The 25,981-nt window shown below is 57.1% G+C and carries 21 protein-coding genes; 15 read left to right on the top strand and 6 right to left on the bottom strand.

What is annotated here, in order from left to right; translation table 11 throughout:
• The first annotated feature begins 315 nt into the window (after positions 1 to 315).
• From gsiA to ABRZ26_RS05675, 8 genes are all read left to right on the top strand, one after another.
• Positions 316 to 2,217, top strand: coding sequence for a glutathione ABC transporter ATP-binding protein GsiA (gene gsiA, locus ABRZ26_RS05710; RefSeq protein ID WP_319603287.1), 1,902 nt, complete (start codon positions 316 to 318; stop codon positions 2,215 to 2,217).
• A gap of 28 nt (positions 2,218 to 2,245) precedes the next feature.
• Positions 2,246 to 3,790 (top strand): glutathione ABC transporter substrate-binding protein GsiB, encoded by a 1,545-nt coding sequence (gene gsiB, locus ABRZ26_RS05705; protein WP_319603286.1) that lies wholly within the window; start codon positions 2,246 to 2,248, stop codon positions 3,788 to 3,790.
• A gap of 101 nt (positions 3,791 to 3,891) precedes the next feature.
• Positions 3,892 to 4,812 (top strand): glutathione ABC transporter permease GsiC, encoded by a 921-nt coding sequence (gene gsiC / locus ABRZ26_RS05700; RefSeq protein ID WP_319603285.1) that lies wholly within the window; start codon positions 3,892 to 3,894, stop codon positions 4,810 to 4,812.
• A gap of 9 nt (positions 4,813 to 4,821) precedes the next feature.
• A complete protein-coding gene (gene gsiD, locus ABRZ26_RS05695; protein ID WP_319603283.1) occupies positions 4,822 to 5,727 on the top strand; it encodes a glutathione ABC transporter permease GsiD in 906 nt (301 codons plus the stop codon).
• A 530-nt stretch (positions 5,728 to 6,257) separates the two neighbouring features.
• Complete coding sequence (locus ABRZ26_RS05690; RefSeq protein WP_319603282.1) at positions 6,258 to 6,440, top strand: hypothetical protein; 183 nt, start codon at positions 6,258 to 6,260, stop codon at positions 6,438 to 6,440.
• Between the two features lie 120 nt (positions 6,441 to 6,560).
• Positions 6,561 to 7,652, top strand: a complete 1,092-nt coding sequence (locus tag ABRZ26_RS05685; RefSeq protein ID WP_319603281.1) for an ABC transporter substrate-binding protein — start codon at positions 6,561 to 6,563, stop codon at positions 7,650 to 7,652.
• A 22-nt stretch (positions 7,653 to 7,674) separates the two neighbouring features.
• Entirely contained in the window at positions 7,675 to 8,484 is an 810-nt protein-coding gene (locus tag ABRZ26_RS05680; protein ID WP_319603280.1) for an ABC transporter permease, read from the top strand.
• A 3-nt stretch (positions 8,485 to 8,487) separates the two neighbouring features.
• Positions 8,488 to 9,270 carry an ABC transporter ATP-binding protein gene (locus ABRZ26_RS05675; RefSeq protein ID WP_319603279.1) on the top strand — a complete coding sequence of 261 codons (783 nt, stop codon included), beginning with the start codon at positions 8,488 to 8,490 and terminating at the stop codon, positions 9,268 to 9,270.
• 495 nt (positions 9,271 to 9,765) lie between these two features.
• Here the strand turns inward: ABRZ26_RS05675 and ABRZ26_RS05670 are convergent, their stop codons facing one another.
• The 5 genes from ABRZ26_RS05670 to bioA all read right to left on the bottom strand — a co-directional run bounded on the left by ABRZ26_RS05670 (position 9,766) and on the right by bioA (position 15,495).
• On the bottom strand, positions 9,766 to 11,463 hold the full coding sequence (locus ABRZ26_RS05670; protein WP_319603278.1) for an NAD-dependent malic enzyme: 1,698 nt from the start codon (positions 11,461 to 11,463) through the stop codon (positions 9,766 to 9,768).
• Between the two features lie 194 nt (positions 11,464 to 11,657).
• A complete protein-coding gene (gene cdd, locus ABRZ26_RS05665; RefSeq protein ID WP_319603277.1) occupies positions 11,658 to 12,545 on the bottom strand; it encodes a cytidine deaminase in 888 nt (295 codons plus the stop codon).
• A 440-nt stretch (positions 12,546 to 12,985) separates the two neighbouring features.
• On the bottom strand, positions 12,986 to 13,681 hold the full coding sequence (locus tag ABRZ26_RS05660; RefSeq protein ID WP_319603276.1) for a CidB/LrgB family autolysis modulator: 696 nt from the start codon (positions 13,679 to 13,681) through the stop codon (positions 12,986 to 12,988).
• Positions 13,681 to 14,088 carry a CidA/LrgA family protein gene (locus ABRZ26_RS05655; protein ID WP_319603275.1) on the bottom strand — a complete coding sequence of 136 codons (408 nt, stop codon included), beginning with the start codon at positions 14,086 to 14,088 and terminating at the stop codon, positions 13,681 to 13,683. Before ABRZ26_RS05655 ends, ABRZ26_RS05660 begins: the two co-directional genes overlap by 1 nt.
• A gap of 117 nt (positions 14,089 to 14,205) precedes the next feature.
• The gene (bioA, locus tag ABRZ26_RS05650) at positions 14,206 to 15,495 is read right to left on the bottom strand and encodes an adenosylmethionine--8-amino-7-oxononanoate transaminase (protein ID WP_319603386.1); all 1,290 of its coding nucleotides are present in this window, start codon (positions 15,493 to 15,495) and stop codon (positions 14,206 to 14,208) included.
• 94 nt (positions 15,496 to 15,589) lie between these two features.
• On the opposite strand from bioA, the gene bioB reads away from it, so the two are divergent.
• From bioB to ABRZ26_RS05615, 7 genes are all read left to right on the top strand, one after another.
• Positions 15,590 to 16,630, top strand: coding sequence for a biotin synthase BioB (bioB, locus tag ABRZ26_RS05645; RefSeq protein WP_319603274.1), 1,041 nt, complete (start codon positions 15,590 to 15,592; stop codon positions 16,628 to 16,630).
• 21 nt (positions 16,631 to 16,651) lie between these two features.
• Positions 16,652 to 17,800: an 8-amino-7-oxononanoate synthase gene (gene bioF / locus ABRZ26_RS05640; RefSeq protein WP_319603273.1), complete on the top strand. Its 1,149-nt coding sequence runs from the start codon at positions 16,652 to 16,654 to the stop codon at positions 17,798 to 17,800.
• On the top strand, positions 17,790 to 18,548 hold the full coding sequence (gene bioC / locus ABRZ26_RS05635) for a malonyl-ACP O-methyltransferase BioC (RefSeq protein ID WP_319603272.1): 759 nt from the start codon (positions 17,790 to 17,792) through the stop codon (positions 18,546 to 18,548). The genes bioF and bioC overlap by 11 nt, the downstream gene beginning before the upstream one ends.
• The gene (gene bioD / locus ABRZ26_RS05630; protein ID WP_319603271.1) at positions 18,541 to 19,221 is read left to right on the top strand and encodes a dethiobiotin synthase; all 681 of its coding nucleotides are present in this window, start codon (positions 18,541 to 18,543) and stop codon (positions 19,219 to 19,221) included. The genes bioC and bioD overlap by 8 nt, the downstream gene beginning before the upstream one ends.
• A gap of 809 nt (positions 19,222 to 20,030) precedes the next feature.
• Entirely contained in the window at positions 20,031 to 22,040 is a 2,010-nt protein-coding gene (uvrB, locus tag ABRZ26_RS05625; RefSeq protein WP_319603270.1) for an excinuclease ABC subunit UvrB, read from the top strand.
• Positions 22,041 to 22,637: 597 nt separating this feature from the next.
• Positions 22,638 to 24,176 carry an FAD-dependent oxidoreductase gene (locus ABRZ26_RS05620; protein WP_319603269.1) on the top strand — a complete coding sequence of 513 codons (1,539 nt, stop codon included), beginning with the start codon at positions 22,638 to 22,640 and terminating at the stop codon, positions 24,174 to 24,176.
• A 125-nt stretch (positions 24,177 to 24,301) separates the two neighbouring features.
• Positions 24,302 to 24,748: a VOC family protein gene (locus tag ABRZ26_RS05615; RefSeq protein ID WP_319603268.1), complete on the top strand. Its 447-nt coding sequence runs from the start codon at positions 24,302 to 24,304 to the stop codon at positions 24,746 to 24,748.
• A gap of 176 nt (positions 24,749 to 24,924) precedes the next feature.
• Here ABRZ26_RS05615 and ABRZ26_RS05610 read toward each other — a convergent pair whose 3' ends face one another.
• Positions 24,925 to 25,848 (bottom strand): gluconeogenesis factor YvcK family protein, encoded by a 924-nt coding sequence (locus tag ABRZ26_RS05610; protein WP_319603267.1) that lies wholly within the window; start codon positions 25,846 to 25,848, stop codon positions 24,925 to 24,927.
• Between the last annotated feature and the right edge of the window lie 133 nt (positions 25,849 to 25,981).

Raw genomic sequence — 25,981 nt, 5'->3', positions numbered from 1 at the left:
GTCGTTGCCGACGGCCGGCAGGCAAAAATGCGCATCGTATGCCAATATTATGTCAGAGAACCACACTCCCTTCATCTTTCAGGGATGATGTCGGCGCGTTGAAACCCATCGGGTGTATATATCGTTTGGTTTAGGTCAACTAACTTAATGTTATAAAAGATATTTCCTCAGGATTATGCTGCATTTTCTGCTTTACATACTGCATGGCGCTAAATATAGTCAAAAAAAAGAGTTTGATGACAAGCGGTTATACGAGCGGCGGCCAGCTTGCTTTGCTGTTCCGACTCCCCCGTTTTATATGGAGATTCTCTGTTCATGACACAAACACGGCATCATCATGCGCTGCTTTCCGCCCCTGAGCCGGTTTTTTTTCTGCCGGATGACCGGGTGCTGTCAGTTCGCGATCTGGGCGTTTATTTTGAACAACAGGGCCAGCGGACGGATGCGGTGCGTGATTTAACCTTTTCGGTGGATCGAGGGGAGACGCTGGCGATAGTGGGGGAGTCCGGGTCGGGCAAATCGGTGACGTCGCTGGCGCTGATGCGGCTGGTCGAACAGGCCGGCGGTGTGATTCATCAGGGCGAAATGCTGTTTCGCAAGCGTGACGGCCAGGTGCTGGATTTAAGCGCCGCCGGGCCGTCGCTGATGCGTAAGCTGCGCGGCGCCGATTTGGCGATGATTTTTCAAGAGCCGATGACGTCGCTGAATCCGGTCTTTTCCGTCGGCGAGCAGATCGCCGAATCCATTCGACTGCATCAGGGAATGGATCATCGCGCCGCCAGGCGTGAAGCGTTGCGCATGCTGGATTTGGTGCGCATCCCGGAGGCGCGCAATGTGCTGGATCGTTATCCGCATCAACTCTCCGGCGGCATGCGTCAGCGGGTAATGATCGCGATGGCGCTCTCCTGTAAGCCGTCGCTGTTGATTGCCGATGAGCCGACAACGGCGCTGGACGTCACCATTCAGGCGCAAATCCTGCAACTTATCCGCGTATTGCAGCAGGAAATGGACATGGCGGTGATCTTCATTACCCATGATATGGGGGTGGTGGCGGAGGTCGCCGACCGGGTGCTGGTGATGTATCACGGGGAAAGCGTTGAGGCGGCGGCGGCCGAGGACATTTTCAAGGCGCCGCAGTGTCCCTACACCAAAGCGCTGTTGGCGGCGGTACCCAAATTGGGATCGATGCGCGGACAGCCTTATCCGGCTAAATTCCCCTTGCTGAATCAGGAAACCTCATCGGCCGCCGACAGCGAACCGCAAAATACCATTCCTCCGCGTGCTGAACCGATTCTTCAAGTGAAAGATCTGGTCACCCGCTTCCCGATTCGCAGCGGCATTCTGAACCGGGTGACGCGACAGGTGCATGCGGTGGAAAACGTCAGTTTCGATCTCTATCCGGGGGAAACGCTGGCGCTGGTGGGGGAGTCGGGCTGCGGCAAATCCACCACCGGACGCGCGTTACTGCGATTGGTGGAAAGCCAAAGCGGGACGATCATCTTTAACGGACGACGGATTGACCATATGGCGGGCGCGGCATTGCAGCATCTGCGGCGGGATATTCAGTTTATCTTTCAGGACCCTTACGCTTCGCTGGATCCCCGCATGACGGTCGGTTTTTCCATTATGGAGCCGTTGCTGGTCCACCGCGCGGCGAGTCGCCAGGACGCGGAAAAACGGGTCGCGTGGCTGCTGGCCCGCGTCGGACTGGAACCGGAACATGCCCGCCGCTATCCCCATGAGTTTTCCGGCGGTCAGCGTCAGCGTATCTGTATCGCCAGGGCGCTGGCGCTGAATCCCAAAGTGGTGATTGCCGACGAATCGGTTTCCGCGCTGGATGTCTCCATTCAGGCGCAAATCGTTAATTTGATGCTGGAATTGCAGCGCGAATTCGGCATCGCTTTTCTGTTTATTTCCCATGATATGGCGGTTGTTGAGCGGATCAGCCATCGGGTGGCGGTAATGTATATGGGGCAAATTGTGGAGATCGGGCCGCGCAGCGCGGTATTTGAACATCCGCAACATCCCTATACCCGCAAACTGATGGCGGCGGTGCCGGTTGCCGATCCCGCGCGGCGCCATCGCGAACAGGTTTTACTGGTTGATGAAGTACCCAGCCCGATCCGGGCAATAGGCGATGAACCTACCACCGCGCCTTTAGTGCAGGTTGGCGAACGACATTTCGTCGCTCATCATCCGATTGCCGGCGCTTATTGACAGGGCATGACAAGGAGAACGTAATACGATGAATGTTATCCATTTGAAACGCAACTGGCTACTTGCCGCCGGTATCGCCGCCGCCATGGCAACGGCGCCGGCCTGGGCGGCCAAGGATGCGGTGATCGCCGTCGGATCCAACTTCACCACGCTGGATCCCTACGACGCCAATGACTCATTATCCCAAAGCGTGGCCAAATCGTTCTATCAGGGACTGTTCGGCTTCGACAAGAATATGAAGCTGGTCAATGTGCTGGCGGAGAGCTATACCGCAAGCCCGGACGGTTTGGTTTATACGATTAAACTGCATCCGGGCGTGAAGTTTCACGACGGCACCGATTTTAATGCCGAAGCGGTAAAAGTGAATCTGGATCGCGCCAGCAATCCGCAGAATCGTCTGAAGCGCTACAACCTGTTCAAAATGATCGATAAAACGGAAGTGGTCGACGCGCAGACGGTGAAAATCACGCTGAAAACGCCGTTCTCCGCTTTTATCAATAATCTGGCGCATCCGGCCGCGGTGATCATCTCGCCGGCGGCGTTGCAGCAGTACGGCAAAGAGATCGGTTTCCATCCGGTGGGTACCGGACCATACCGTTTTGTCACCTGGAATCAGACCGACTACGTCAAGGTCGAGAAGTTTGCCGGCTACTGGAAATCCGGGCTGCCCAAACTGGACAGCATCACCTGGCGTCCGGTGGTGGATAACAACACCCGCGCGGCGCTGCTGCAAACCGGCGAAGCGCAGTTCGCGTATCCGATCCCGTTCGAACAGGCCAAAGTGCTGGAGAAAAACGCAGAGCTGGCGTTGGTTTCCTCGCCCTCCATTCTGCATCGCTATATCAGCCTCAACGTCACCCAGAAACCATTTGATAATCCCAAGGTGCGGCAGGCGCTTAACTACGCCATTAACAAAGAGGCGTTGATCAAAGTGGCGTTTTCCGGCTATGCGACGCCGGCGGAAGGCCCGTTGCCGCCGAGCATCGATTATGCGGTGAAATATCAGCCGTGGCCTTACGATCCGGCAAAAGCCCGCGAATTGCTGAAAGAGGCCGGCTATCCGGATGGTTTTACCACCACGCTCTGGTCGTCGCATAACCACAGCACGGCGCAGAAAGTGTTGCAGTTTACCCAGCAGCAACTGGCGCAGGTGGGCGTCAAGGTTCAGGTTACCGCCATGGATGCGGGCCAGCGCGCCGCCGAGGTCGAAGGCAAGGGCGTGAAAGAGACGGGCGTGCGGCTGTTCTATACCGGCTGGTCGGCCTCGACCGGGGAAGCGGACTGGGCGCTGTCGCCGCTGTTCGCCACCGCATCCTGGCCGCCGGCGCTATTTAACACCGCGTTCTACAGCAATCCGCAAGTGGATGCCGATCTGAGCGGCGCATTGAAAACCACCGACCGGGCGGAAAAGCAGAAACTGTATAAAGACGCGCAGGACAAAATCTGGGCCGACGCGCCCTGGATTTTCCTGGCGACTGAAAAGCTGGTTTCCGCCAACAACAAGAAATTGACGGGATTTTATGTCATGCCGGATACCGCCTTCAGCTTCGATGAAGCGGATCTGAAAGAGTAAATCGGTCGTCAGTGAATTCGGGGCGGCGATGACGGGTCGCCCCGTATTTTCAGCAATTCCACTCACAGGAGAGCGAGTCGCATGTACGTGGAAACTTATCCATGCTGAATTATTTTATTAAACGGTTGCTGGGATTAATTCCCACCTTATTGATCGTCATGGTGTTGGTTTTTCTGTTCGTACATATGCTGCCGGGCGACCCGGCGCGTTTGGCCGCCGGACGGGAAGCCGATGCCGTGGTGATAGAGATGGTTCGCCAGGATTTAGGGCTGGACAAACCGCTGCCGCAGCAATTCTGGCATTTTTTTACCAACGTCCTCCAGGGCGATCTGGGGACATCGATAGTATCCAAACGACCGGTGACGGAAGAAATCGCCACCCGTTTTATGCCGACGCTGTGGTTGACCATCAGCAGTATGGCGTGGTCGGTGGTGTTCGGCATGGCGATCGGCGTAGTTTCCGCCGTGTGGCGTAATGGCTGGCCCGACAGAATCGGTATGACGCTGGCGGTTTCCGGCATCTCCTTTCCGGCCTTCGCGCTCGGTATGCTGTTGATGCAGGTTTTTTCCGTGGAGCTGGGCTGGCTGCCCACCGTCGGCGCCGACACCTGGCGGCACTATATTTTACCCTCGATCACCCTGGGCGCGGCCGTCGCCGCCGTGATGGCCCGTTTTACCCGCGCCTCTTTTGTCGAGGTGATGCAGGAAGATTACATGCGCACCGCGCGGGCAAAAGGCGTGCGCGAGTCGTTGGTGGTGGTGAAGCATGGGTTACGCAATGCGTTGATCCCGGTCATCACCATGATGGGGTTGCAGTTTGGTTTTTTGCTCGGCGGCTCGATTGTGGTTGAGAAGGTTTTTAACTGGCCGGGGCTGGGGCGATTATTGGTCGACGCGGTGGAGATGCGTGATTATCCGGTGATTCAGGCGGAAGTCTTGCTGTTCTCGCTGGAGTTCATCCTTATCAATCTGTTGGTCGATATGCTGTATGCCGCGATTAACCCAGCGATTCGTTATAAATAAGGAAAGATAATGAGAAACTGGCGACGTAAAGCGGTGTTGTCGGCTATGCCGGTGATTAAGGAGAATCGAATTCGCACGCCGTGGCATGAGTTCTGGCGACGTTTCCGGCAGCAGCATGTGGCGATGTTGGCCGGTTTGTTTGTGGCGCTGCTGATTATCATTGCCCTGTTGGCGCCTTATCTGGTGCCTTACGATGCGGAAAATTACTTTGATTATGAGCGCCTGAACGAGGGGCCGTCGATCGAGCACTGGCTCGGGGTCGATGCGCTGGGACGGGATATTTTCAGCCGCATCTTGCTGGGGGCGAGAATTTCTCTGGCCGCCGGCATCCTTTCGGTCACCATCGGTATGCTGATCGGCACCGCGTTTGGACTATTGGCCGGTTACTATGAAGGCTGGTGGGATCGGCTGATCATGCGCGTTTGCGACGTGTTGTTCGCTTTTCCCGGTATTCTGTTGGCGATTGCCGTGGTGGCGATTATGGGCAGCGGGATGGCGAATGTGATTGTCGCGGTGGCTATCTTCAGCGTTCCCGCGTTTGCCCGGCTGGTGAGAGGCAATACGCTGGTGTTAAAGCAGCAGACCTACATCGAGTCGGCGCGCAGCATCGGCGCGTCCGACTGGACGATTGTTTCTCGCCATATCCTGCCTGGCACGGTGTCTTCCATCGTCGTGTACTTTTCTATGCGTATCGGCATGTCGATCATTACGGCGGCCAGCCTCTCCTTTCTGGGATTAGGCGCGCAGCCGCCTACGCCGGAGTGGGGCGCCATGCTCAATGAAGCCCGCTCGGATATGGTGATCGCGCCGCATGTGGCGATTTTCCCCAGTATGGCGATTTTCCTGACGGTGCTGGCCTTCAATCTGTTGGGGGATGGATTGCGTGATGCATTGGATCCGAAGCTGAAAGGCTGAACATCCCGCCATATCCCTGTCGATAACACGCAACCCGCGATATCTCGCGGGTTTTTTTATGGCGGGCTGTCCCTGCCCGCCACCCTTCGGGCCGTCGCGGGCGACGTTGAAAAACGCTCCCGGCGTTTTTTTATGGCGGGCTATCCCTGCCGCCACCTTTCAGGCCGTCGCGGGCGACGTTGAAAAACGCTCCCGGCGTTTTTTTATGGCGGGCTGTCCCTGCCCGCCACCTTGCAGGCCGTCGCGGGCGACGTTGAAAAACGCTCCCGGCGTTTTTTTATTTAATAAACGGACTGGCTGATTGCGCGGCGGCGCGGCGTAACACGCAATGAGAGTGAGGAAATATCCGTGATATCCGTCAGTTGGCTACCTGACGGCGACGCGCGGCCAACTATTGCTGATGAATGGGTAACCATATAAATATTTGTTGGTTGATAAAAATAGTTGCGACTTTAAATATGTGCTTGCGATTTGTTAAAAAAATTCACCTTTGGTAGCTAAAGACAACATTGCATTAATAAAGGAGCACTATGTCAAGGAGTACTGTAAGCAGAAAAAAGGCGCTCGCTGTGCTATGCGGCTTGAGCGCGATACTGGGCGGATGGCAAGCGGCGCAGGCGGCAACGGAGCCGCAGCGGGAACCGCCGCCGCAGGAAAAACCGTCTTCGTCAACGTTCGTCGAGGGTTCCAATCGAATCCCGGCTTGTCATTGATGGGCCGTTGCGGCGCATCGTGAGCGCATTCGCGGCAATGTCCGGCAGGCGTATCCCGCGATAATCCCTGTCGCCGCCATCCTACAGTTATTCGACGTATTTAATGCGAGGTATCTTTCCATGTCTAATCTGTCAGTAAACAACAAGCGGCATGCCGCCGCGCTGCTGGCGCTGAGCGCGACGCTTATGCTGTGGTTTCAGTCGGCGATTGCCGAAACCGGCGCCGTGAAACCGCTTAAAAGCATTACGCTGCAACTCGATCCCGCCACGGCGGTAGCGCAGGAAAAAGGTTTCTTTAAGGAAGAGTTCGACAAGATCGGCATCGAACAGGTCAACCTGATCGCTTCCGGCAGCGCCGAACTGCTGGGCGCGGAGGCGGCGCACCTCAACCACGGCGGCATCGCGGTGGCGCAGCGCATGATTTATCCGGCGGTGGTGCATCATGCCAACGGGCTGGATGCCGTTATCGTCTGGGAATCTGAGCCTTCCGACAAATACCGTACGCCGATCATCGCGCGGGCGGACAACAAGGAGATTAATCAGATTCAGGATCTGGACGGACGCAAATTCGCCAGCAGCCGGGTGAGCTGCTACTGGACGGCGCCGACCGAAATCCTGACCAAGGCGGGCTTGCCGCTCGACTCCCGCAAGCAGCAGGGGCGGGTGCGTTACCAGTCGATGGATAACAGCGCCGCGGTCGCCGCCGCCCTGTTAAGCGGCTCCATTGATGCGACGGCGGTGCATCTCGGCACTTCCGGCGCGGCCGCGCTCTATACCTCCGGGCAGGTGAAAGTGATCGGCCGTACGCCGGATGACGGCGTCTACGTCAACGGCGCCGGTCGGGTTTCCTACTTCGCGATGCGTTCGTTTGCCGAAAACTATCCGCAGGCCATTCAGGCGTTTCTGCTGGCGGTCGACCGCGCCAAAGAATGGGCGCGCACGAATCCCGATGAGGCGGCGGCGATCGTCGCCAAAGCCACGCGCGTGCCGGAACATATCGCCAAGTTCCAAATTACCGATCCGTCGCAGTTCTACTTTATGCGCGGCGAGGCAGACGCCGACAGCGTGCGCGACAATATCAAAACCTTCCAGGCCTGGTATATCGCGCAGGGGGACGACATCCTGAGCGAGCGCAATCTGAGCGATACCCAGGTTGATAAGCTGGTCGACGCGCGTTTTTTCAAAGGTGGCGCTTATTCGGCCTATAACTGATCTCGCTTAAAGGACGATAACGATGAGTGATAGCATTCTTAGCGGCGTGGCGACGGCAAAGATCGTTCGCCGCCGACGATCGGGGAACTGGCTCGGCTTTATTCTGCCGCTGGCGATCCTGTCCGGCTGGCAGGCCGCGTCCTATTATCAGTGGGTTCCGCCGGTCTTTCTGCCGTCGCCGGCGCGTACGCTCGCCTCGTTCTGGGACCTGGTGACCAAACAGTCGTTCGAGCAGGATTTTTTTATCAGTATCATGCTGGTTTCACAGTCATTCCTGCTCGGCGCATTGGCCGCGCTGCTGCTGGGGATCGCCGCCGGCATGTCCCGCAAGGTGGAAAACTTCTTCGGCCCGACGTTCGACACGATCCGTCATATCCCCGGCATCGCCTGGCTGCCGCTGATCATTCTGTGGTTGGGCGTGGGCGCGCCGGCCAAGACGCTGGTGATCGCCAAATCGGTGTTTTTCCCGGTGTTTCTCAATACGCTGCAAGGGATCCGCAACGTCGATCGCAACTACATTGAACTGGGAGAGGTGCTGCGCCTGACGCGCTGGCAAACCCTGCGGCGCATCGTGATCCCCGCGGCCTTGCCCAACGTGATGGTCAGCCTGCGTTACAGCGCCGGGCTGGCCTGGGCGCTGGTGGTGGTGGCCGAGGGCATCGCGGGGCAGGTGGGCATTGGTTTTCTGATCTTTCGCGCCCAGTCGCTGCTGCTGACCGACCAACTGCTGGTCTGCATGGCGACCATCGGCATCGTCGGTTTTCTAATCGACCGGTTAATGCTGGCGTTGCAAAAGCGCGCGCTGGTGTGGAAGCAGGGCTATGAGGGATAACCCATGACCGAGACATTGCATGTGCGCGGCGTGACCAAACGTTATTCGCACGACGGCGCCGCATCGCACGAGGTGTTGCGCGGCATCGATTTAACGGTGGAGCCCGGCGAGTTCGTCAGTATCGTCGGGCCGAGCGGCTGCGGAAAAAGTACCCTGTTGCGGCTGATTGTCGGGCTGGATCAGGATTATCAGGGCGAGATTACGCTGGGAAGCCGGCGCATTAGCGGCCCTGGCCCGGAGCGCGGCATTGTGTTTCAGGACCATCGCCTGCTGCCGTGGCTGACGCTGGAAGAGAACATCGCGCTGGCGGTGGAGAATGTCTCCTGGCCGGCGGCCCGTAAACGCGACACGGTGCGTGAACATATTGAACTGGTCGGGCTGGCGGGCTACGAACAGGCTTTTCCCCACCAGCTTTCCGGCGGTATGGCGCAGCGCGCCGCCATCGCCCGCGGGCTGGTGGCGCGTCCGGAAGTGCTGTTGCTCGACGAACCGCTGGGCGCGCTGGATGCGCTGACGCGAACCCGATTGCAGGATGAACTGCTGCATATCTGGCGGCATGAGCGCACCAGCATGATTCTGGTGACCCACGATATCGAGGAAGCGCTTTATTTGAGTCACCGCGTGGTGGTGCTGCAATCGCATCCGGGGCAGATCGCCAAAGTGGTGGAGGTAACGCTGCCGACGCCACGCGATCGCGCCAGCTATGCCTTTACCGACCTGCGCCGTGAAGTGCTGGCGGCGATGACGCCGGATGCCGTGCGGCATGAAGCGGCGGTAGCAGGGTAGGCGAGAGCCCCCTCGGCCCTCCGCAGAAGAGTGTGTGAGCGCCTCCCCTTGACAACTGTCTCTTAGTCACATTTTTATGCGGACTCAGAGGCAGTTTCGTGCGCCACAATGCTGGCATTTCCATGCTACGTCGCAGCACGCGCCCGACATAGGGGGATCAACGCCAGCCCCCTATGAAGGGCTTGCGGCTAAATTATGTCGCTGCGCGGTGCCTTCGTCGGTATCAGGCTTAACGGACCGCTTGCGACACAGCCACCTCCGCCCAGTCATTCCCGCAGTTGTTGGCGGGAATCTCCTACTGAAACCGTAAACCGCCGTTGGCTGATTCCCGGTTACTCGCCCCATCCCTAGGGCTCGCCCTTCGGGCCGCCGCAAGCGGCGTTCAAAAACATTCCCGATGTTTTTGTGCGCGGGAATGACGGGTTTGGGAAGGTGTGTCATCAACGCATTAGAGCGCGGCCAGGGCCGCGCTCTTGGGTTAAAACAGCGATGGGATCAGAACGAGGTGCGTTTGTAGCTGCGGTATTGCGGCTGCCAGAAGTTGTGCGAGATGGCTTTTGCCAGCGCATCGGCGGAGGTCACCACCGCAACGCCCTGCAACTGCGCGGCCTTGCCGACTTCCAGCGCAATGTATTTCGATACTTCCTGAATATCTGCGATATCCGGCAGCAATGCGCCTTGCCCGTCTTTTGCCAGCGGCGAACAGTCCGCCAACGCGCGGCTTGCCGCCATCAGCATGCCGTCGGTAATGCGTTTCGCGCCCGATGCCAGCACGCCTAAACCAATACCGGGGAAGATAAAGGAGTTATTGCACTGGGCGATCGGATAAACCTTATCCTGGAACTGCACCGGCTCGAACGGGCTGCCGGTGGCCACCAGCGCCGCGCCTTCCGTCCAGCGGATGATATCTTCCGGGCGGGCTTCGACGCGAGACGTCGGATTGGATAGCGGCATCACGATGGGACGCGCGCAGTGGCTGTGCATCTCACGAATGATTTCTTCAGTAAACAGGCCCGGCTGGCCGGAAACGCCGATCATAATGGTCGGCTTGGCGTTACGCACCACTTCCAGCAGAGAGATCGCGTCGCTGGTCACGTCCCAGCGGGTCAAGGATTCGCTTTTCTGCACCAGCTTACTTTGGAAGTCGAGCAGGTTCGGCAGTTTGTCGGTCAACAGGCCGAAACGATCAACCATAAAGACGCGGGCGCGAGCTTCTTCCTCGCTCAGGCCTTCGGATTTCATCTGGGCGATGATTTGTTCCGCGATACCGCACCCGGCCGAGCCCGCGCCGAGGAACACCACGGTTTGGTCGCGCAACTGGCTGCCGGCGGCGCGGCTGGCGGCAATCAGACTGCCCAGCGTCACGGCGGCGGTACCCTGAATATCGTCGTTGAAGCTACAGATTTCATCACGGTAGCGATTCAGCAGCGGGGTGGCGTTTTTCTGGGCGAAATCTTCAAACTGCAACAGGACATTCGGCCAGCGGCGTTTTACCGCCTGAATAAACTCATCGACGAATTCGTAATATTCGTCGCCGGTGATGCGAGGATGGCGCCAGCCCATATACAGCGGATCGTTCAGGCGCTGCGGATTGTTGGTGCCGACGTCCAACACCACCGGCAGGGTATATGCCGGGCTGATGCCGCCGCAGGCGGTATACAACGAGAGCTTGCCGATGGGAATGCCCATGCCGCCGATGCCCTGATCGCCCAGACCCAGAATACGCTCGCCGTCGGTAACCACGATGACTTTGACATTCTGTTTGGTGGCGTTTTGCAGCATATCGTCGATATTGGCACGGTTCGGATATGCGATAAACAAGCCGCGCGCCCGACGGTAGATATCGGAGAAGTGCTCGCAGGCTTCACCCACGGTCGGGGTGTAGATAATCGGCATCAGCTCGCTGAGGTGGGCGTCCAGCAGGCGATAGAACAGGGTTTCATTGGTATCCTGTATGTTGCGCAGGTAGACGTGCTTTTCAATGTCGTTTTTGAACTCCCGACATTGACGCCAGGCGCGTTCAGCCTGTTCTTCAATGGTTTCGACGGCTTCCGGTAATAAACCGTGCAGATTAAAGTTGGCGCGTTCTTCTTCTGTAAATGCGCTGCCTTTATTTAGCAAGGGAAATTCAAGAAGTATGGGGCCAGCATAGGGGATGTAGAGGGGGCGGGTACTTTCGTATTCTAATTCCATGTCTTTTATACTCTTTGGGTAACAGAAACGAATTCAGTGATAGGGCAAAACTTAAGGTATTGCCGATCTTAAATTACCCACAAAATATGTACAGAAAATGTTAATTAAAATAGTTACATATAACTTGCAATAAAAAATAAAAACAGGCTGTATCGATTCAACTACAGTTAATTAACATTGCTCGTCCCGCCTGGCTAATCGAGCAAGCGTAATGCGACGTTTTTACAGCCGAGTTCGTTCAAGATGAATCTGGACGTTTCCCATTGGCTGATGGCGGCGTGACGGCGTTCGACAATCACTGCCCGCTCTATTTCCGTGTGCTTTTCGCCAGCCAGATTCAGCAGGTTAAGCGCCACCTGCAAGGGCGGCAGACTGGGGTTGAATGCCGCATTTTCGGCATAGCGGCCGGTATAGAGATGGCCGCCGGCGGTTTGCAGGGCGACGCCGCTGATTGCCTGACTATAGGGCGCGTGGCTGCGATTGGCGGCGTCCAGCGCGGCAAGCGTCAGAGCGTCGTCATCCGCCAGCGTATAGGCGTGGCGGGCGCCATCCATTAACCGCGCGGCGATATCCAGATCCGCAGGGCCAAACGAGTCAGGCAGATAATGACTGAGCGCGGCGGGCTGCCGGCCCGGTAATTGAATACGCAGCGCGGAAGCGGTGTTCAGTTCATTCATAAACTGTCGGCAATGGCCGCACGGCGTGTAGTTCACCGTCACCGATTTCAACCCCGGTTCATTGCGCAGCCAGGCGTGGCTGATGGCGCTTTGTTCGGCATGCACCGTCTGCTGTAATTGCCCCCCGGTGAATTCCATATTGGCGCCGAAATAAAAGTTGCCGCTGACGCCCTGGGCGAGCGCGCCCACCTGAAAATGAGAAATCGGCGTCAGCGCGCAGGCGGCAGCCAGCGGCAACAGTTCAAAGGCCAATGCGTCGCTATCGAGTTGGGCGCTATCGCGCAAGATCCTCACGTCATCCGCGCTCAACATAGCGGCAAAGTTCTGCCGGTCCAACATCGGTTTCAGCGCGGATTGCAACCGGGCCGGCAACTGTTGAAAAGCATCGTTAAATCGTGGGTGCATATCGGCCTGCCTTTTTGACCCCGTCAGTGAATACCATAATAGGCAATGGATAGGGTGCTAATGGTGATAGTTGTCATATTATCAATGTAATCAATGAAATTGATAATATTAAAATGTGATGAAAATCACTATTTAATCGAGGTGCAAAAGTATTCCCATAGCGGGAATACTCAGACAGTTGACAAACCTATCTACCGAACCAGAACGGTGAGAATGGAATAGAAGAGTAAAGCGTCCGCGCCAGGGACGGCGCGGTTCGAGCTTACAGGGACGTACTCGCAGCGTCTTTACGAGCTATCCATTTTCACCGCTCGACACACTTTGTCATCAACCACAGTATTCCCATAGCGGGAATACTGCATCAGGCGAATTCGGTATGGCTTCACGGGCCAAAGGATGCTGTCCTTTGGCCCGTGAAGAAAGCGGCGTAAGCGGGGGACTTATTTAAAGAATGCGAGCAGGACAGGGAAAATAAACGGCGCGAGCAGCGAGGTCATGATCCCGCAGATAACCAACGCCAGCGAACTGAACGCGCCTTCCTGAAAATCAACCTCGGCGCAGCGGGCGGTACCCAGGGCATGTGAGGCGGTACCCATCGACAGACCGCGCGCGGCTTTGGTTTTTATGCCGACGCGATCGAACATGCCGTGTCCGACGACGGCGCCCACGATACCGACGAAAATCACGCAAACGGCGCTAATCGCCGGAATGCCGCCGATTGAGCTGGCGACCGCCATCGCAATCGGCGTCGTCACGGATTTCGGCAGCACCGACGCGGCGATTTCATTTGACGCGCCCAGCCACAATGCGACCAGCGTGCCGGAAACGATCGCCGCGATGCTGCCGATAAAGCAGACGCTGATAATGGATTTCCAGCGCGCCCGGATTTGATGAAGCTGTTCATACAATGGAAAAGCCAGCGCGACGACGGCCGGTTGCAGCAAGTTGTTGAGCACTTCGCTGCCCTTGAAATAGTGGTCATAAGGGATGTTCAGCAGCAGCAACAAAGGAATAATAATCGCCATCGACACCAGCAGGGGATTCAGCAACGAGATTTTCGTCCAGGCGGCCAGCTTGCGGGCGGCAAAAAAGACCAGCAGCGTGAGCGGCAAAGACCACCATATATAAGCAAGCATTATCCTTTGTCCTTAGGCAGTTCGGTTTCGCCGCCGATAGCGTGTTCACGCTGCATAAGCTGCGTACTGAAACCGACGACGAGCATGACGAAAAAGGTGCTGGTCAGACAGGAGATGACAATCGGGCCGAACTGTTGGCTCAGCAGGTCGTAATAATTCATCACGCCCACGCCGATCGGCACAAACAACATGGCCATATGGCGAATAAACAGATGGCAACCGGGTCTGACCCAGTCAGGCGGCAGGATCTGCGAGGCAAGCAGAGAGAATAAAATCAGCATACCGATGATGCTGCCCGGAATGACGATGGGAAGTAACGCGGATATCGCATTGCCTGCGAACAGACAGAGATAAATCAATGCGAAAGCGCGTAAATACTGCCAACAAAGGGTGATGGTATTACGCATGGAAAAGTCCTGATTAACTGATGGGGCAATCATAGCGCTAATGGAATTAGTGTGCCACCGCTCACAAGTTTTCCTTCCTCACTAATTTGCTGACCGCGTTAAATTGCAATGTTTGTCTCAATCGTTAAATAAACGCCGATCAGATACGGCTTCCCCGACGGCATTGATCAACTGCTGCAACTGCGCCGGTTGAATAATAAAGGGCGGCATCAGATAAATGAGTTTGCCGAATGGGCGAATCCAGACGCCGCGTTCAACAAAAAAGTGTTGTAGCCGCGCCATATTGACCGGGTGCCGCATTTCCAGCACGCCAATGGCCCCCAGCACCCTGACATCCGCCACCGTCCGCTCGGCGCTTAACGGCGTCAGCCCCTGCCGTAATTGTTGTTCGATGGCCGCCACCTGCCGCGGCCAGCGGTTCTCCGCCAGCAGCGACAAACTGGCGTTGGCCGCCGCGCAGGCCAGCGAATTGCCCATAAAGGTCGGGCCGTGCATAAAACAGCCTGCCGCGCCGTTACTGATGGTTTCCGCCACCTGCCGGGTGGTCAGCGTGGCGGCAAGCGTCAGATAACCGCCGGTCAGCGCTTTCCCCACGCACATGATATCCGGCGCGATACCCGCGTGTTCGCAGGCAAACAGTTTGCCGGTGCGGCCGAAGCCGGTGGCTATCTCATCGGCAATCAGCAACAGGTTGTGCCGGTCGCAAAGTTCTCGCACCCGCTGAAGATAACGCGGATGATAAAAGCGCATGCCGCCGGCGCCTTGGACGATCGGCTCCAGCACAATCGCCGCTATCTGTTGTCCATGTTCCGCCAGCAGCGCTTGCAGCGGCGCGATATCCTCTTCATGCCAGTCGCCGTCGAACCGGCACTGCGGCGCATCGGCGAACAGATGGTCAGGCAGATAGCCCTGATACAGGCTGTGCATCGAATTCTGCGGGTCGCAGACCGACATCGCGCCGAAGGTATCGCCGTGGTAGCCGTGGCGCAGCGTAAGGAAACGCTGGCGCCGCTCCCCGCGCGCCTGCCAGTATTGCAGCGCCATTTTCAGCGCCACCTCGACGGCGACCGAGCCGGAGTCCGCCAGAAACACGCACTCCAGCGCGTCCGGCGTGATGGCCACCAGCCGGCGACAGAGCGCCACCGCCTGCGGGTGGGTGATGCCGCCGAACATGACGTGCGACATCTGCGCCATCTGCTGCTGTAGCGCCTGATTGATGACCGGATGGTTATAACCGTGGATCGCCGCCCACCAGGAGGACATGCCGTCGATCAGGCGGCGTCCGTCATCAAGCTGAAGCTCGGCGCCGTTAGCCGCAACCACCGGATAACAGGGCAACGGCTGGGTCATTGAGGTGTAAGGGTGCCAGATATGGCGCTGATCGAAGGCGAGGTCTTCCGGGGTCATCATGCTATACGTAAACTAAAATGTTATTGAGTTGGTTGACAGTATAAAGGGTTAATTTAAACTGGCGAAGTGTTTTTATTTTGGAGATGCCGACATGGCTGACCGCATTCACTGGACGCTTGAGCAAGCGCAGACCCTCTTTGATAAACCTTTTCTTGAACTGATGTTCGAAGCCCAACAGATTCACCGCCGGCATTTTGATCCCCGGCAGGTGCAGGTGAGCACGCTGTTGTCGATTAAGACCGGCGCCTGTCCCGAAGACTGTAAATATTGCCCGCAAAGCTCCCGCTATCGCACGGGAATTGAAACCGAACGGCTGATGCAGGTGGAGCAGGTTCTGGAATCGGCGCGTCAGGCGAAAGCGGCCGGCTCGACCCGTTTCTGCATGGGCGCCGCCTGGAAGAATCCGCATGAGCGCGATATGCCGTATCTGGAAAAAATGGTGCAAGGCGTGAAAGAACTGGGCATGGAAACCTGCATGACGCTGGGTACCCTGAACGGCGAACAGGCCGAGCGTTTGGCGTCGGCGGGGCTGGATTTTTATAATCATAATCTGGATACCTCGCCGGAATTTTACGGCAGCATCATCACCACCCGTAGCTATCAGGAACGTCTGGATACGCTGGATAAGGTGCGTAACGCCGGTATCAAAGTGTGCTCCGGCGGCATTGTCGGTCTGGGAGAAACGGTGCGCGATCGCGCGGGATTGCTGGTGCAACTGGCTAATTTACCCAAACCGCCGGAAAGCGTGCCGATCAATATGCTGGTCAAGGTAAAAGGCACGCCGCTGGCGGATAACGACGATGTCGATCCCTTTGATTTCATCCGCACCATCGCCGTGGCGCGCATCATGATGCCGACGTCGTACGTGCGCTTGTCCGCCGGACGCGAGCAGATGAATGAGCAGACGCAGGCGATGTGCTTTATGGCCGGCGCCAACTCCATTTTCTATGGCTGCAAACTTCTCACTACGCCGAATCCCAAAGAAGATAAGGATCTGATGCTGTTTCGCAAACTGGGTCTGAATCCGCAGCAGACCGAGACCGAATACGGCGATAACCAGCAACAGCAACGGCTGACGCAGCAGTTGACCACGCATGCCGACACGGAGCAGTTCTACAATGCGGCCGTATAACAACGGTCGGCGGGCGGATTCATGAGCTGGCAGCAGCGTATCGCGCTGGCGCTGGAAAAGCGGCGCCAGGATGACGCCTACCGTACGCGTCAGGCGAATCAGGGCGGCAATGGCCGTTGGCTGGCGCAAGGCGGGCGGCGTTACCTCAACTTCTCCAGCAATGATTATCTGGGGTTGAGCGGTCATCCCGATATTATCCGGGCCTGGCAGCAGGGCGCGGCGCGCTATGGCGTCGGCAGCGGCGGCTCCGGCCACGTCACCGGCTATACCGACGCCCATGCGCGGCTGGAACAACAGTTAGCCGACTGGCTGGGCTATCCGCGCGCGCTGTTGTTTATTTCCGGCTATGCGGCCAACCAGGCGGTCGTGGCCGCGTTAACGCAGGCGGGCGACCATATTCTGGCCGATAAGCTGAGCCATGCTTCCCTGCTGGAGGCGGCGGCGCACTCGCCGGCCACGTTACGGCGCTTCGCCCACAACGATGATGAGTCCCTGCGCCGACTGTTGGCAAAGCCCGCCGACGGGCAAACGCTGGCGGTGACCGAAGGGATATTCAGCATGGACGGCGACGCCGCGCCGCTGCCGCAACTGCATGCGTTATGCCGTGAACGAGGCGCATGGCTGATGGTGGATGATGCGCACGGCATCGGCGTGCTGGGCGATGAGGGCCGGGGCAGTTGCTGGCGGCAGGGCATTCAGCCCGAGCTGCTGATCGTCACCTTCGGCAAGGCCTTTGGCGTCAGCGGCGCGGCCGTGTTATGCGCGCAGCCGCTGGCGGAATACTTCTTACAATTCGCCCGCCATTTGATTTACAGCACCGCCATGCCCGCCGCGCAGGCCTGCGCGCTGAGCGCCGCGCTGGATTGTATCCGGCAGGGCGACGCGCTGCGTGCGGCGTTACGGCGCAATATCGCGCTATTTCGCGCCGGGTGCGACGGCGAGTCGCACCGGTTGATGAATTCCCATTGCGCCATTCAACCGCTGGTGGTCGGCGATAATGCGCGCGCGCTGGCATTAATGACGCGTATCCGCGCGCAGGGATTGTGGGTCAGCGCGATGCGCCCGCCGACGGTTCCTCCCGGCGGCGCCCGTCTGAGAATTACCCTGACGGCGGCGCACCGGCCGGAAGATATCGAACGACTGCTGACGGTGCTGCGCCATGCTGACTGAAGCGCATGACAAGCAGGCCATTGCCAGAGCATTTGGCCGCGCGGCCGGCAGTTATGACCGTTTCGCCGCGCTGCAACGCGCCAGCGGCGAACGGCTACTCGACATGATTGCGCCGCATTCGGGTTCGCAGGTGCTGGATGCCGGCTGCGGCACCGGACATTTCAGCCGCCGCTGGCAACAACTGGGGAAGACGGTTACGGCGCTGGATTTGTCCGCCGAAATGCTGGCCCGGGCCGCCGAAAATCAGTCCGCCGCGCGTTATCTGCTGGGCGATATCGAAAATCTGCCGCTGGCGGCCGGCAGCGTGGACATCAGCTACAGCAATCTGGCGGTGCAGTGGTGCGATGATTTACCCGCGGCGCTGGCCGAACTGTATCGGGTTACCCGTTCAGGCGGCGCGATCGCCTTTTCCACGCTGGCGGACGGCTCGCTGACGGAGCTGGCGCAGGCCTGGCGCCGTTTGGACGGCTCGCGTCGGGTGAATCGCTTTCTGCCCGTCGAGGCGATTGAGGCCGCCTGTCGGCCTTATCGCTGCCGGCTCCATCAGGAGCGCGTAACCTGCCGTTTCCCGGATGTGCTGTCCGTACTGAAATCGTTGAAGGGCATCGGCGCCACCTGGCAGCATCAGGACCGTGCGCCGGGCTTGCTCAGCCGCTCGCGACTCAAGGCGTTGTCATCGGCGTATCCGCAGCAGGATGGTTATCCGTTAAGTTATCAACTGGTTTATGGAGTTATTTATCGTGATTAAACGCTGGTTCGTGACCGGAACGGATACTGAAGTCGGCAAGACGATCGCCAGCAGCGCGTTGTTGCAGGCCGCCAATCAGGCCGGATACCGCACCGCAGGCTATAAGCCGGTGGCCTCCGGCTGTGAAATCACCCCGCAAGGGGTACGCAACGGCGATGCGCTGTCGCTTCAGGCCAACAGCAGCGTGCGGCTTGACTATCAGAGCGTCAATCCGCTGGCGTTCGTCGAGCCGACGTCGCCGCATATCGTCAGCGCGGCGGAGCAACGGCCGATTTCGTTGAGCGCGCTTTCCGCCGGGCTACGGGCGTTGGAAGCGCAGGCCGACTGGCTGTTGGTGGAAGGCGCCGGCGGTTGGCTGACGCCGCTATCGGAGCAGGAGACGTTCGCCGACTGGGTGGCGCGGGAGCAGTTGCCGGTGATCCTGGTGGTCGGAATTAAACTCGGCTGTATTAATCACGCCATGCTGACCGCCTGCGCCGTCAGGCAGGCCGGTCTGACGCTCAGCGGTTGGATCGCCAATGATATTTTGCCGCCGGGGAAACGGCATCGGGAGTATCTGAACAGCTTGCAGCGGTTTTTACCGGCGCCGCTGCTGGGCGAAATTCCACACCTGACGGACCCGCAGTCGCAGAATCTGGCGCGCTATATCGATCTGATGCGGCTGGAATCATGAAAAGCGGCGCATTGCGCTGTGTAAAATCATAAGAGACAAAAAGGGGATAGCCAGGCGGGTAAATATTTATCGCTATTCCCTGTTGATAATTAGCCTCGTATTTATCATTCATCGGTAGAAAAAAATAACCTAAAAAACTCACTTAGCCCTTGACAGCGCTGACTTCGCGCTGATTTTTCCGTTCCCGCTATAATCATTTTTAGCCTAATATTTATGAGATAAATTGCAGAAAAAAAGTGAAGAAAATCCGTATCCGTGTTGCCGTTTGATGACGGTAGTATTTCGGCAGCTCAGAGCGGATGCGGGGTTGTGGGAGTTATCCACTATTTCTGTGGATAACTGTGTGCATTAGCGACAGGAAAACCATGCCAGGCGAGAGCTGACGCGGCTTTCCGCCAGGTTGGCGTTATTCTCCGCTTTTTTGCTAATTCTTTTTAAATCATTGTGTTATTTAAAATCAAGCCCCCTGGGCGCCGATGCCGGGTGGTTGCATAAATTAGCGGCAAAAAACAGACGGACACTTTAGCAATATCATTAATCTGGGGATAAATAATGACGGATCTGATTGTTGCATTAGAAAACCGTTTGCGGCGCTCAGGCCGCTCGCGATAAACACAAGGGCGTCGGCGAACGATTTGCCGGTTAATCGCGCGCGCGGGCAATAATTTCCTTGATGCTGTTTTTATATCCAGTATCATGGCGGTGGCAAACTCCGTGATTGGTTCCCATAATAGCGTGAGTGTCAATGCTTGCCGTCCGGTTCCGCTCGTTTGCCATCCGCCAGCCATCCAAGAGAAACGTATTCGACTATGAGTAAAGTATTCAAACTGAATTCCGAATTTAAACCCGCGGGCGATCAGCCGGAAGCCATTCGCCGCTTAAAGGAAGGATTAGAGGATGGACTGGCGCATCAGACGCTGCTGGGGGTCACCGGATCGGGCAAAACCTTTACCATCGCCAACGTGATTGCCGATCTGAATCGTCCCACGATGGTGCTGGCGCCCAATAAAACGCTGGCCGCCCAGCTTTACGGGGAGATGAAAGCGTTTTTTCCGGATAATGCGGTGGAGTATTTCGTCTCGTATTACGACTACTATCAGCCGGAAGCCTATGTGCCGAGCTCCGATACCTTTATCGAAAAGGATGCCTCGGTTAACGAACATATCGAACAGATGCGGCTCTCGGCGACCAAAGCCATGCTGGAGCGGCGTGATGTGGTGGTGGTCGCCTCGGTTTCCGCCATTTACGGTCTGGGCGATCCCGATCTGTATCTGAAAATGATGCTGCATCTGACGCAGGGGATGCTTATCGATCAGCGGGCGATTTTACACCGGCTGGCGGAACTGCAATATACCCGCAACGATCAGGCGTTTCAGCGCGGGACTTTCCGGGTGCGCGGCGAAGTGATCGATATTTTCCCGGCCGAGTCGGACGATGTGGCGCTGCGCGTCGAGCTGTTTGATGAAGAAGTGGAACGGCTGTCGCTGTTCGACCCTTTAACCGGGCAGATTCTGCATGTCGTGCCGCGTTATACCATCTACCCCAAAACGCACTATGTGACGCCGCGCGAGCGGATTTTGCAGGCGATGGAGGATATCAAGGTCGAACTGGCCGATCGCCGCAAGATACTGCTGGCGAACAACAAGCTGGTGGAGGAGCAGCGTCTTAGCCAGCGCACCCAGTTTGATCTGGAAATGATGAACGAGCTGGGCTATTGCTCCGGCATCGAAAACTACTCGCGCTATCTGTCCGGGCGCGGCCCCGGCGAGCCGCCGCCGACGCTGTTCGACTACCTGCCGGCCGACGGGCTGCTGGTGATCGATGAATCCCACGTCACCATTCCGCAGATCGGCGGCATGTACCGCGGCGACCGGGCGCGCAAAGAGACGCTGGTGGAGTATGGCTTCCGCCTGCCGTCGGCGTTGGATAACCGCCCGATGAAGTTTGAGGAATTTGAAGCGCTGGCGCCGCAGACCATTTATGTCTCGGCGACGCCGGGCAAGTATGAGCTGGAAAAATCCGGCGGCGAAGTGATCGATCAGGTGGTTCGTCCCACCGGCCTGTTGGATCCGGTGCTGGAAGTCAGGCCGGTCGCCACCCAGGTGGACGACCTGTTGTCGGAAATCCGCCTGCGCGCCGCGGTGAACGAACGGGTACTGGTCACCACGCTGACCAAACGTATGGCGGAAGATTTGACGGAGTATCTGGAAGAACACGGCGAACGGGTGCGCTATCTGCACTCCGATATCGATACCGTCGAGCGCGTCGAGATTATCCGCGATCTGCGGTTGGGCGAGTTTGATGTGCTGGTCGGCATTAACCTGCTGCGTGAAGGGCTGGATATGCCGGAAGTGTCGCTGGTGGCGATTCTGGACGCCGATAAGGAAGGTTTCCTGCGTTCCGAGCGCTCGCTGATTCAGACCATCGGCCGTGCGGCGCGTAACCTGAATGGTAAAGCGATTTTATATGGCGACAGAATTACTCCCTCAATGGAACGGGCGATTAGCGAAACCGAGCGCCGTCGTGAGAAACAGCAGGCTTACAACCGCGAACACGGCATCGTGCCGCAGGGTCTGAACAAGAAAATCGCGGACATTCTGCAACTGGGGCAGCCGGCGCACAAGGGTAAAGGCCGTGGTAAAAAAGCCGCCGAGCCTGCCGCCGGCTATCAGTTACTTACGCCGAAAGCGCTGGAACTGAAGATCCGCGAGCTGGAAAGTAAAATGATGACCCATGCGCAGAATCTGGAGTTTGAAGAAGCCGCCGAACTGCGCGATCAGGTTCAGGCCTTGCGCGCGCAGTTTATCGCCGCCTCATGATGGCGTAGGAGCGGACGGGATGACCGGGGAACCGGGCCATCCCGTCTTTCATGGATAACGGCAGCGTCTTTGCGCGCGTCAATCAGCTGGAGGATATCATCAGCCTTTATATAAAAGAGCGCTTAATGATTAAAATCCCCGAATAGTATTATCAGCGATATTGATAGTTACGCCCGGCATATTATTTGGATGACGCGCTAAATATCGGTCAGTTTATTCCATCAGTAAATAACCTCGTTAAATAAATCTAATGGTTGTTTCCGTTTTATTTTCCGGAATGGCGTGAAAAAATTATCCGGCATATTTAATACGTCTTGTTATACGGCTGATGTTATTAATTGATATCGTCCGGAGCGACAGGCGCAGGATATTATTCAGTCAGCGCTTTTCTATTATACGACAAATATAAAACGGCGATTAATTCTGTGACCGGCATAGCAATTAATGTCAGGAGGAAAATAAATTCAAATAATAATTGAAAAAAATCATCAATAGCGGCGTTTATTTCCTGCATGAATATGATAGGCGTATAAATAATTATTAATTGGTGCGATGTCTGGCATTGATAAGCTTCTATATTAGCAAGGGGAAACGACGATGACGTTTGAGAAAAAGATCACCCGGCGCGAGGCCATTACGGGCGGGATAGCGACCGCCGGGGTAGGGGCGCTTTCACTGATGGGCGCGGCGGGCATTGCACAGGCGGCGCAGACCGGAAATGCGGCGACAGCCGCGCTGGCGGCGGGCGGCGAGTCTGCATTCGATACCGTGATCCTCGGCGCCGGTTGCGCGGGCATGGTCTGCGCCATTCATGCCGCGGAGCTGGGACTAAAACCGATTCTGGTCGAAAAAATGTCGCGGCCGGCGGGCAACACCCTGTATGCCGGCGGGCATTTTCTGGGATTAAAAACCCGCTTTCAACAGGAACAGGGGGTAAATGCCGAGGATAGTGAGCAGCTGTTTTATGATGACATGATCAAGATGTCGCAGGGAAAAGGCGACCCGGTACTGACGCGTTATTTTGTCCGGCACTGCGACGCCGCGCTGGAGTGGCTGACCGATGTGGTCGGCATCAAATGGGCGAAGATTGAAACCGAGGCCTATCCGGCAAGAGGACGCAGCCATGTGGTCGACGGCCCGTCCAAGCCCGGCGGTTCACAACTGGTGATACAGCTTTTTGAACAGATCAAAGCCCGAGGCATTCCCGTGTTGACCAATACCAAGGCGCTCGAACTGCTGACGGATGACAAATTTTCCGTTACCGGCGTTAAGGTTGTCGATAATGAGGGCATTAAGAATCTTCAGGCGAAATACGGCGTGGTTATCGCCACCGGCGGTTTTCACGCCTCGGAAGATCTCGTTACCGCCTATATGGGGGGATGGGCGGCGCAGATGCCGATCCGGGGATCGCGCATCATCACCGGGGAAAACCTGAATCTGACGCGGCCGCTGTACGCCAAAATGGTCAATATCGATCAGTTTCATGCCGGCCCGATATACGGCAGCGCAAATCCGTCCATTCTGGTGAACTACGGCCCGCTGGTGACCAAAGAAGGGAAGCGTTATATCGACGAAGTGAATACCTATGTTCGCGTTGCCAAGGAAACCGCCAGGCTGATAAAAGAAAATCTGGCTTTCATTATTGTCGATGAGTCGTCCAAAGAATCCTCGGCGATGGTCAGGGAACGCTTTGCCCGCTATGAGAGAAACAAGGCGCCGGTCTATCAGTCCGACACCATCGAAGGGCTGGCCAAAGCCGCCGGCATCGATCCGCAGGCGTTGACCGCCACCATCAAAGAGTACAATGACGCCATTACTCAACAGCGCGCCGGCGAACTTAATCCGCCGCTGACGCTGGAACATCCGCGCCTTATCGCCAAAGCGCCTTTTTACGCCTTCCCGTTCCAGGGCGGGATGACGGCGACCTTTGGCGGCCCGCTGGTGAACGTCAAAACCGAAGTGCTGAATGGCGAAAGGAAAGTCGTTCACGGGCTTTACGCCATCGGCAACTCGATTGGCGGCCTGTTTTACGATGACTACATCGTGGGCGCGCAACTTACCGCGGCCACCCTCTATGGCATTGCCTGCGCCGATGAGTTGAATAAAAAACGCCAGGCCGGCGTTAAAGCGGCATAAGGTCTCCGCGTCGAGTCCGAAAATGAAAACACAGGGCGGCAGAGGTTTCATGACCTTCGTCGCCTTTATCCGTTATGGGTGTATCCTGAACAAGGGAATGAATGACATTATTTCGAGGAATTAAAATGGATATCGCCATACCTGATATCGAGGTTCTGTTTATCGCCGGTTTCGGCCCGATCGTGACGTCGCTTTCCGCCAGTCGTCAGCTTTACGTCAACACGCTGCGCCTGCCGTTGAAACCCATGCAGGGGAACGAGGATTATCTGCTCACGGATAAAATCGACGGCGCGAAACATTTTTCCCTGTGGCCGCTAACACAAGCCAGCGAGTCATGTTTCGGACAACCGCAGTGGCCGACCAATCTTCCCACCCCTCAGAGCTGGCTGGAGTTCGACGTTGCCGATATGGACGCGGCCACCCAGGCGCTCAAAAAACAGGGTTATCGATTATTGGTGGAAAACCGGTTGGAACCCTGGGGGCAGCAGGTAACGCGTTTCCTCAGTCCCGAGGGGATGCTGGTCGGCGTAACCTATACGCCCTGGCTGCGCGATGGAAAATCCGATGCATAACGACGTTCGAGCGTTACGGTTTTCCCCTCTGCGTTAACAAGCGCCGGCGATTAAGATCTATTGCGCTTTTCCGCCTGGCGTGTGCCGGGCGGCGTTCCAGCAACGGCTCCACTGCGCTCGGATAGCTGTTTTCCCCGCCGCCATGCAGGCGCCGCGCGGCAAACCGACTCTCAGGACTACAGGCGCGCGCCCGTCCGCATTAACGCGGATAAGCCTTTTTCGATGGCGGCGTAAAGTAATTTCCGGTCGTGGCGGTAGGGGATATCCGTCGCTTCCAGCGGCTGCTGGATCAGAATGCGCCCGTCGGCTATGTTCGCCGGCCCGGGCGGCATGATCACCATATCGATACGTCCTGCGCCGATGTGTTTCTCCATCATCGCCAGTTTCTGCGTTAGCGTCATGTCGGCCGCGCAGGGGCTAAGCTCGCGTCCCAGATTGTCGATGTAGATAATCGGCGCCGCGGTGTCGCGCAGGGCGAGGCTGAGATCGTCAAGCAGCAGCGGCGGCATCAGACTGGTGAGAAAGCTGCCGGGGCCGATCAGAATCAAGTCCGCATTGGCGATGGCTTCCAGCGCTTCAAGCGTTGCGGCGACGGCGGGAAACAGCATCAAATCCTGCGGCAGGGCGGGAAGCTGATCGACTTCGACTTCGCCGTATACCGGATTTCCCTGTTCATCAATCGCCATTAAATCGACCGGCTGTTCGGACATTGGAATCAACAACGCGTCGACTTTCAGCAGATTACGCAGCAGGTTAATGGCTTCCAGCGGACGAACGCTCAGATTATCGAGCGCTTTCAGCATCAGGTTGCCCAGGTTATGCCCCGCCAGTTCGCCGTTGCCGTTAAAACGGTATTCAAACATGGCGGAGGCGACGCTCGGCGCGGTAATCATCTGATTCAGACAGTTACGGGTATCGCCCCAGGCTATGCCGCCCTCGGCGCGTCTAATTCTTCCCGTCGAGCCGCCGTTATCCGTGGTGGTGACGATGCCGGTCAGACGGGAACCCAGCGAGGAAAGCGAAGACATTACCCGACCTAAGCCGTGTCCGCCCCCGAGGGCGACAACCCGATCGAGATCGGCCAACGTGCGTTTGAACATAATAACCCTATCATTTAAACCGAGAAGACAACTGCCGCCGGTAAGGTAGCTGATTTCGATAGAAAAGGCGAAAGATCATCGTGCAGGTGTGACCTGCGGCAATTTCCCCGCATGATTTTCCAGTATGCTGTAT

Source organism: Brenneria sp. L4-2C (assembly GCF_040240335.1).
Lineage (GTDB): Bacteria > Pseudomonadota > Gammaproteobacteria > Enterobacterales > Enterobacteriaceae > Brenneria.
The sequence above is the reverse complement of the archived record's forward strand: the minus strand, read 5'-3'. Positions and strand labels throughout refer to the sequence as shown.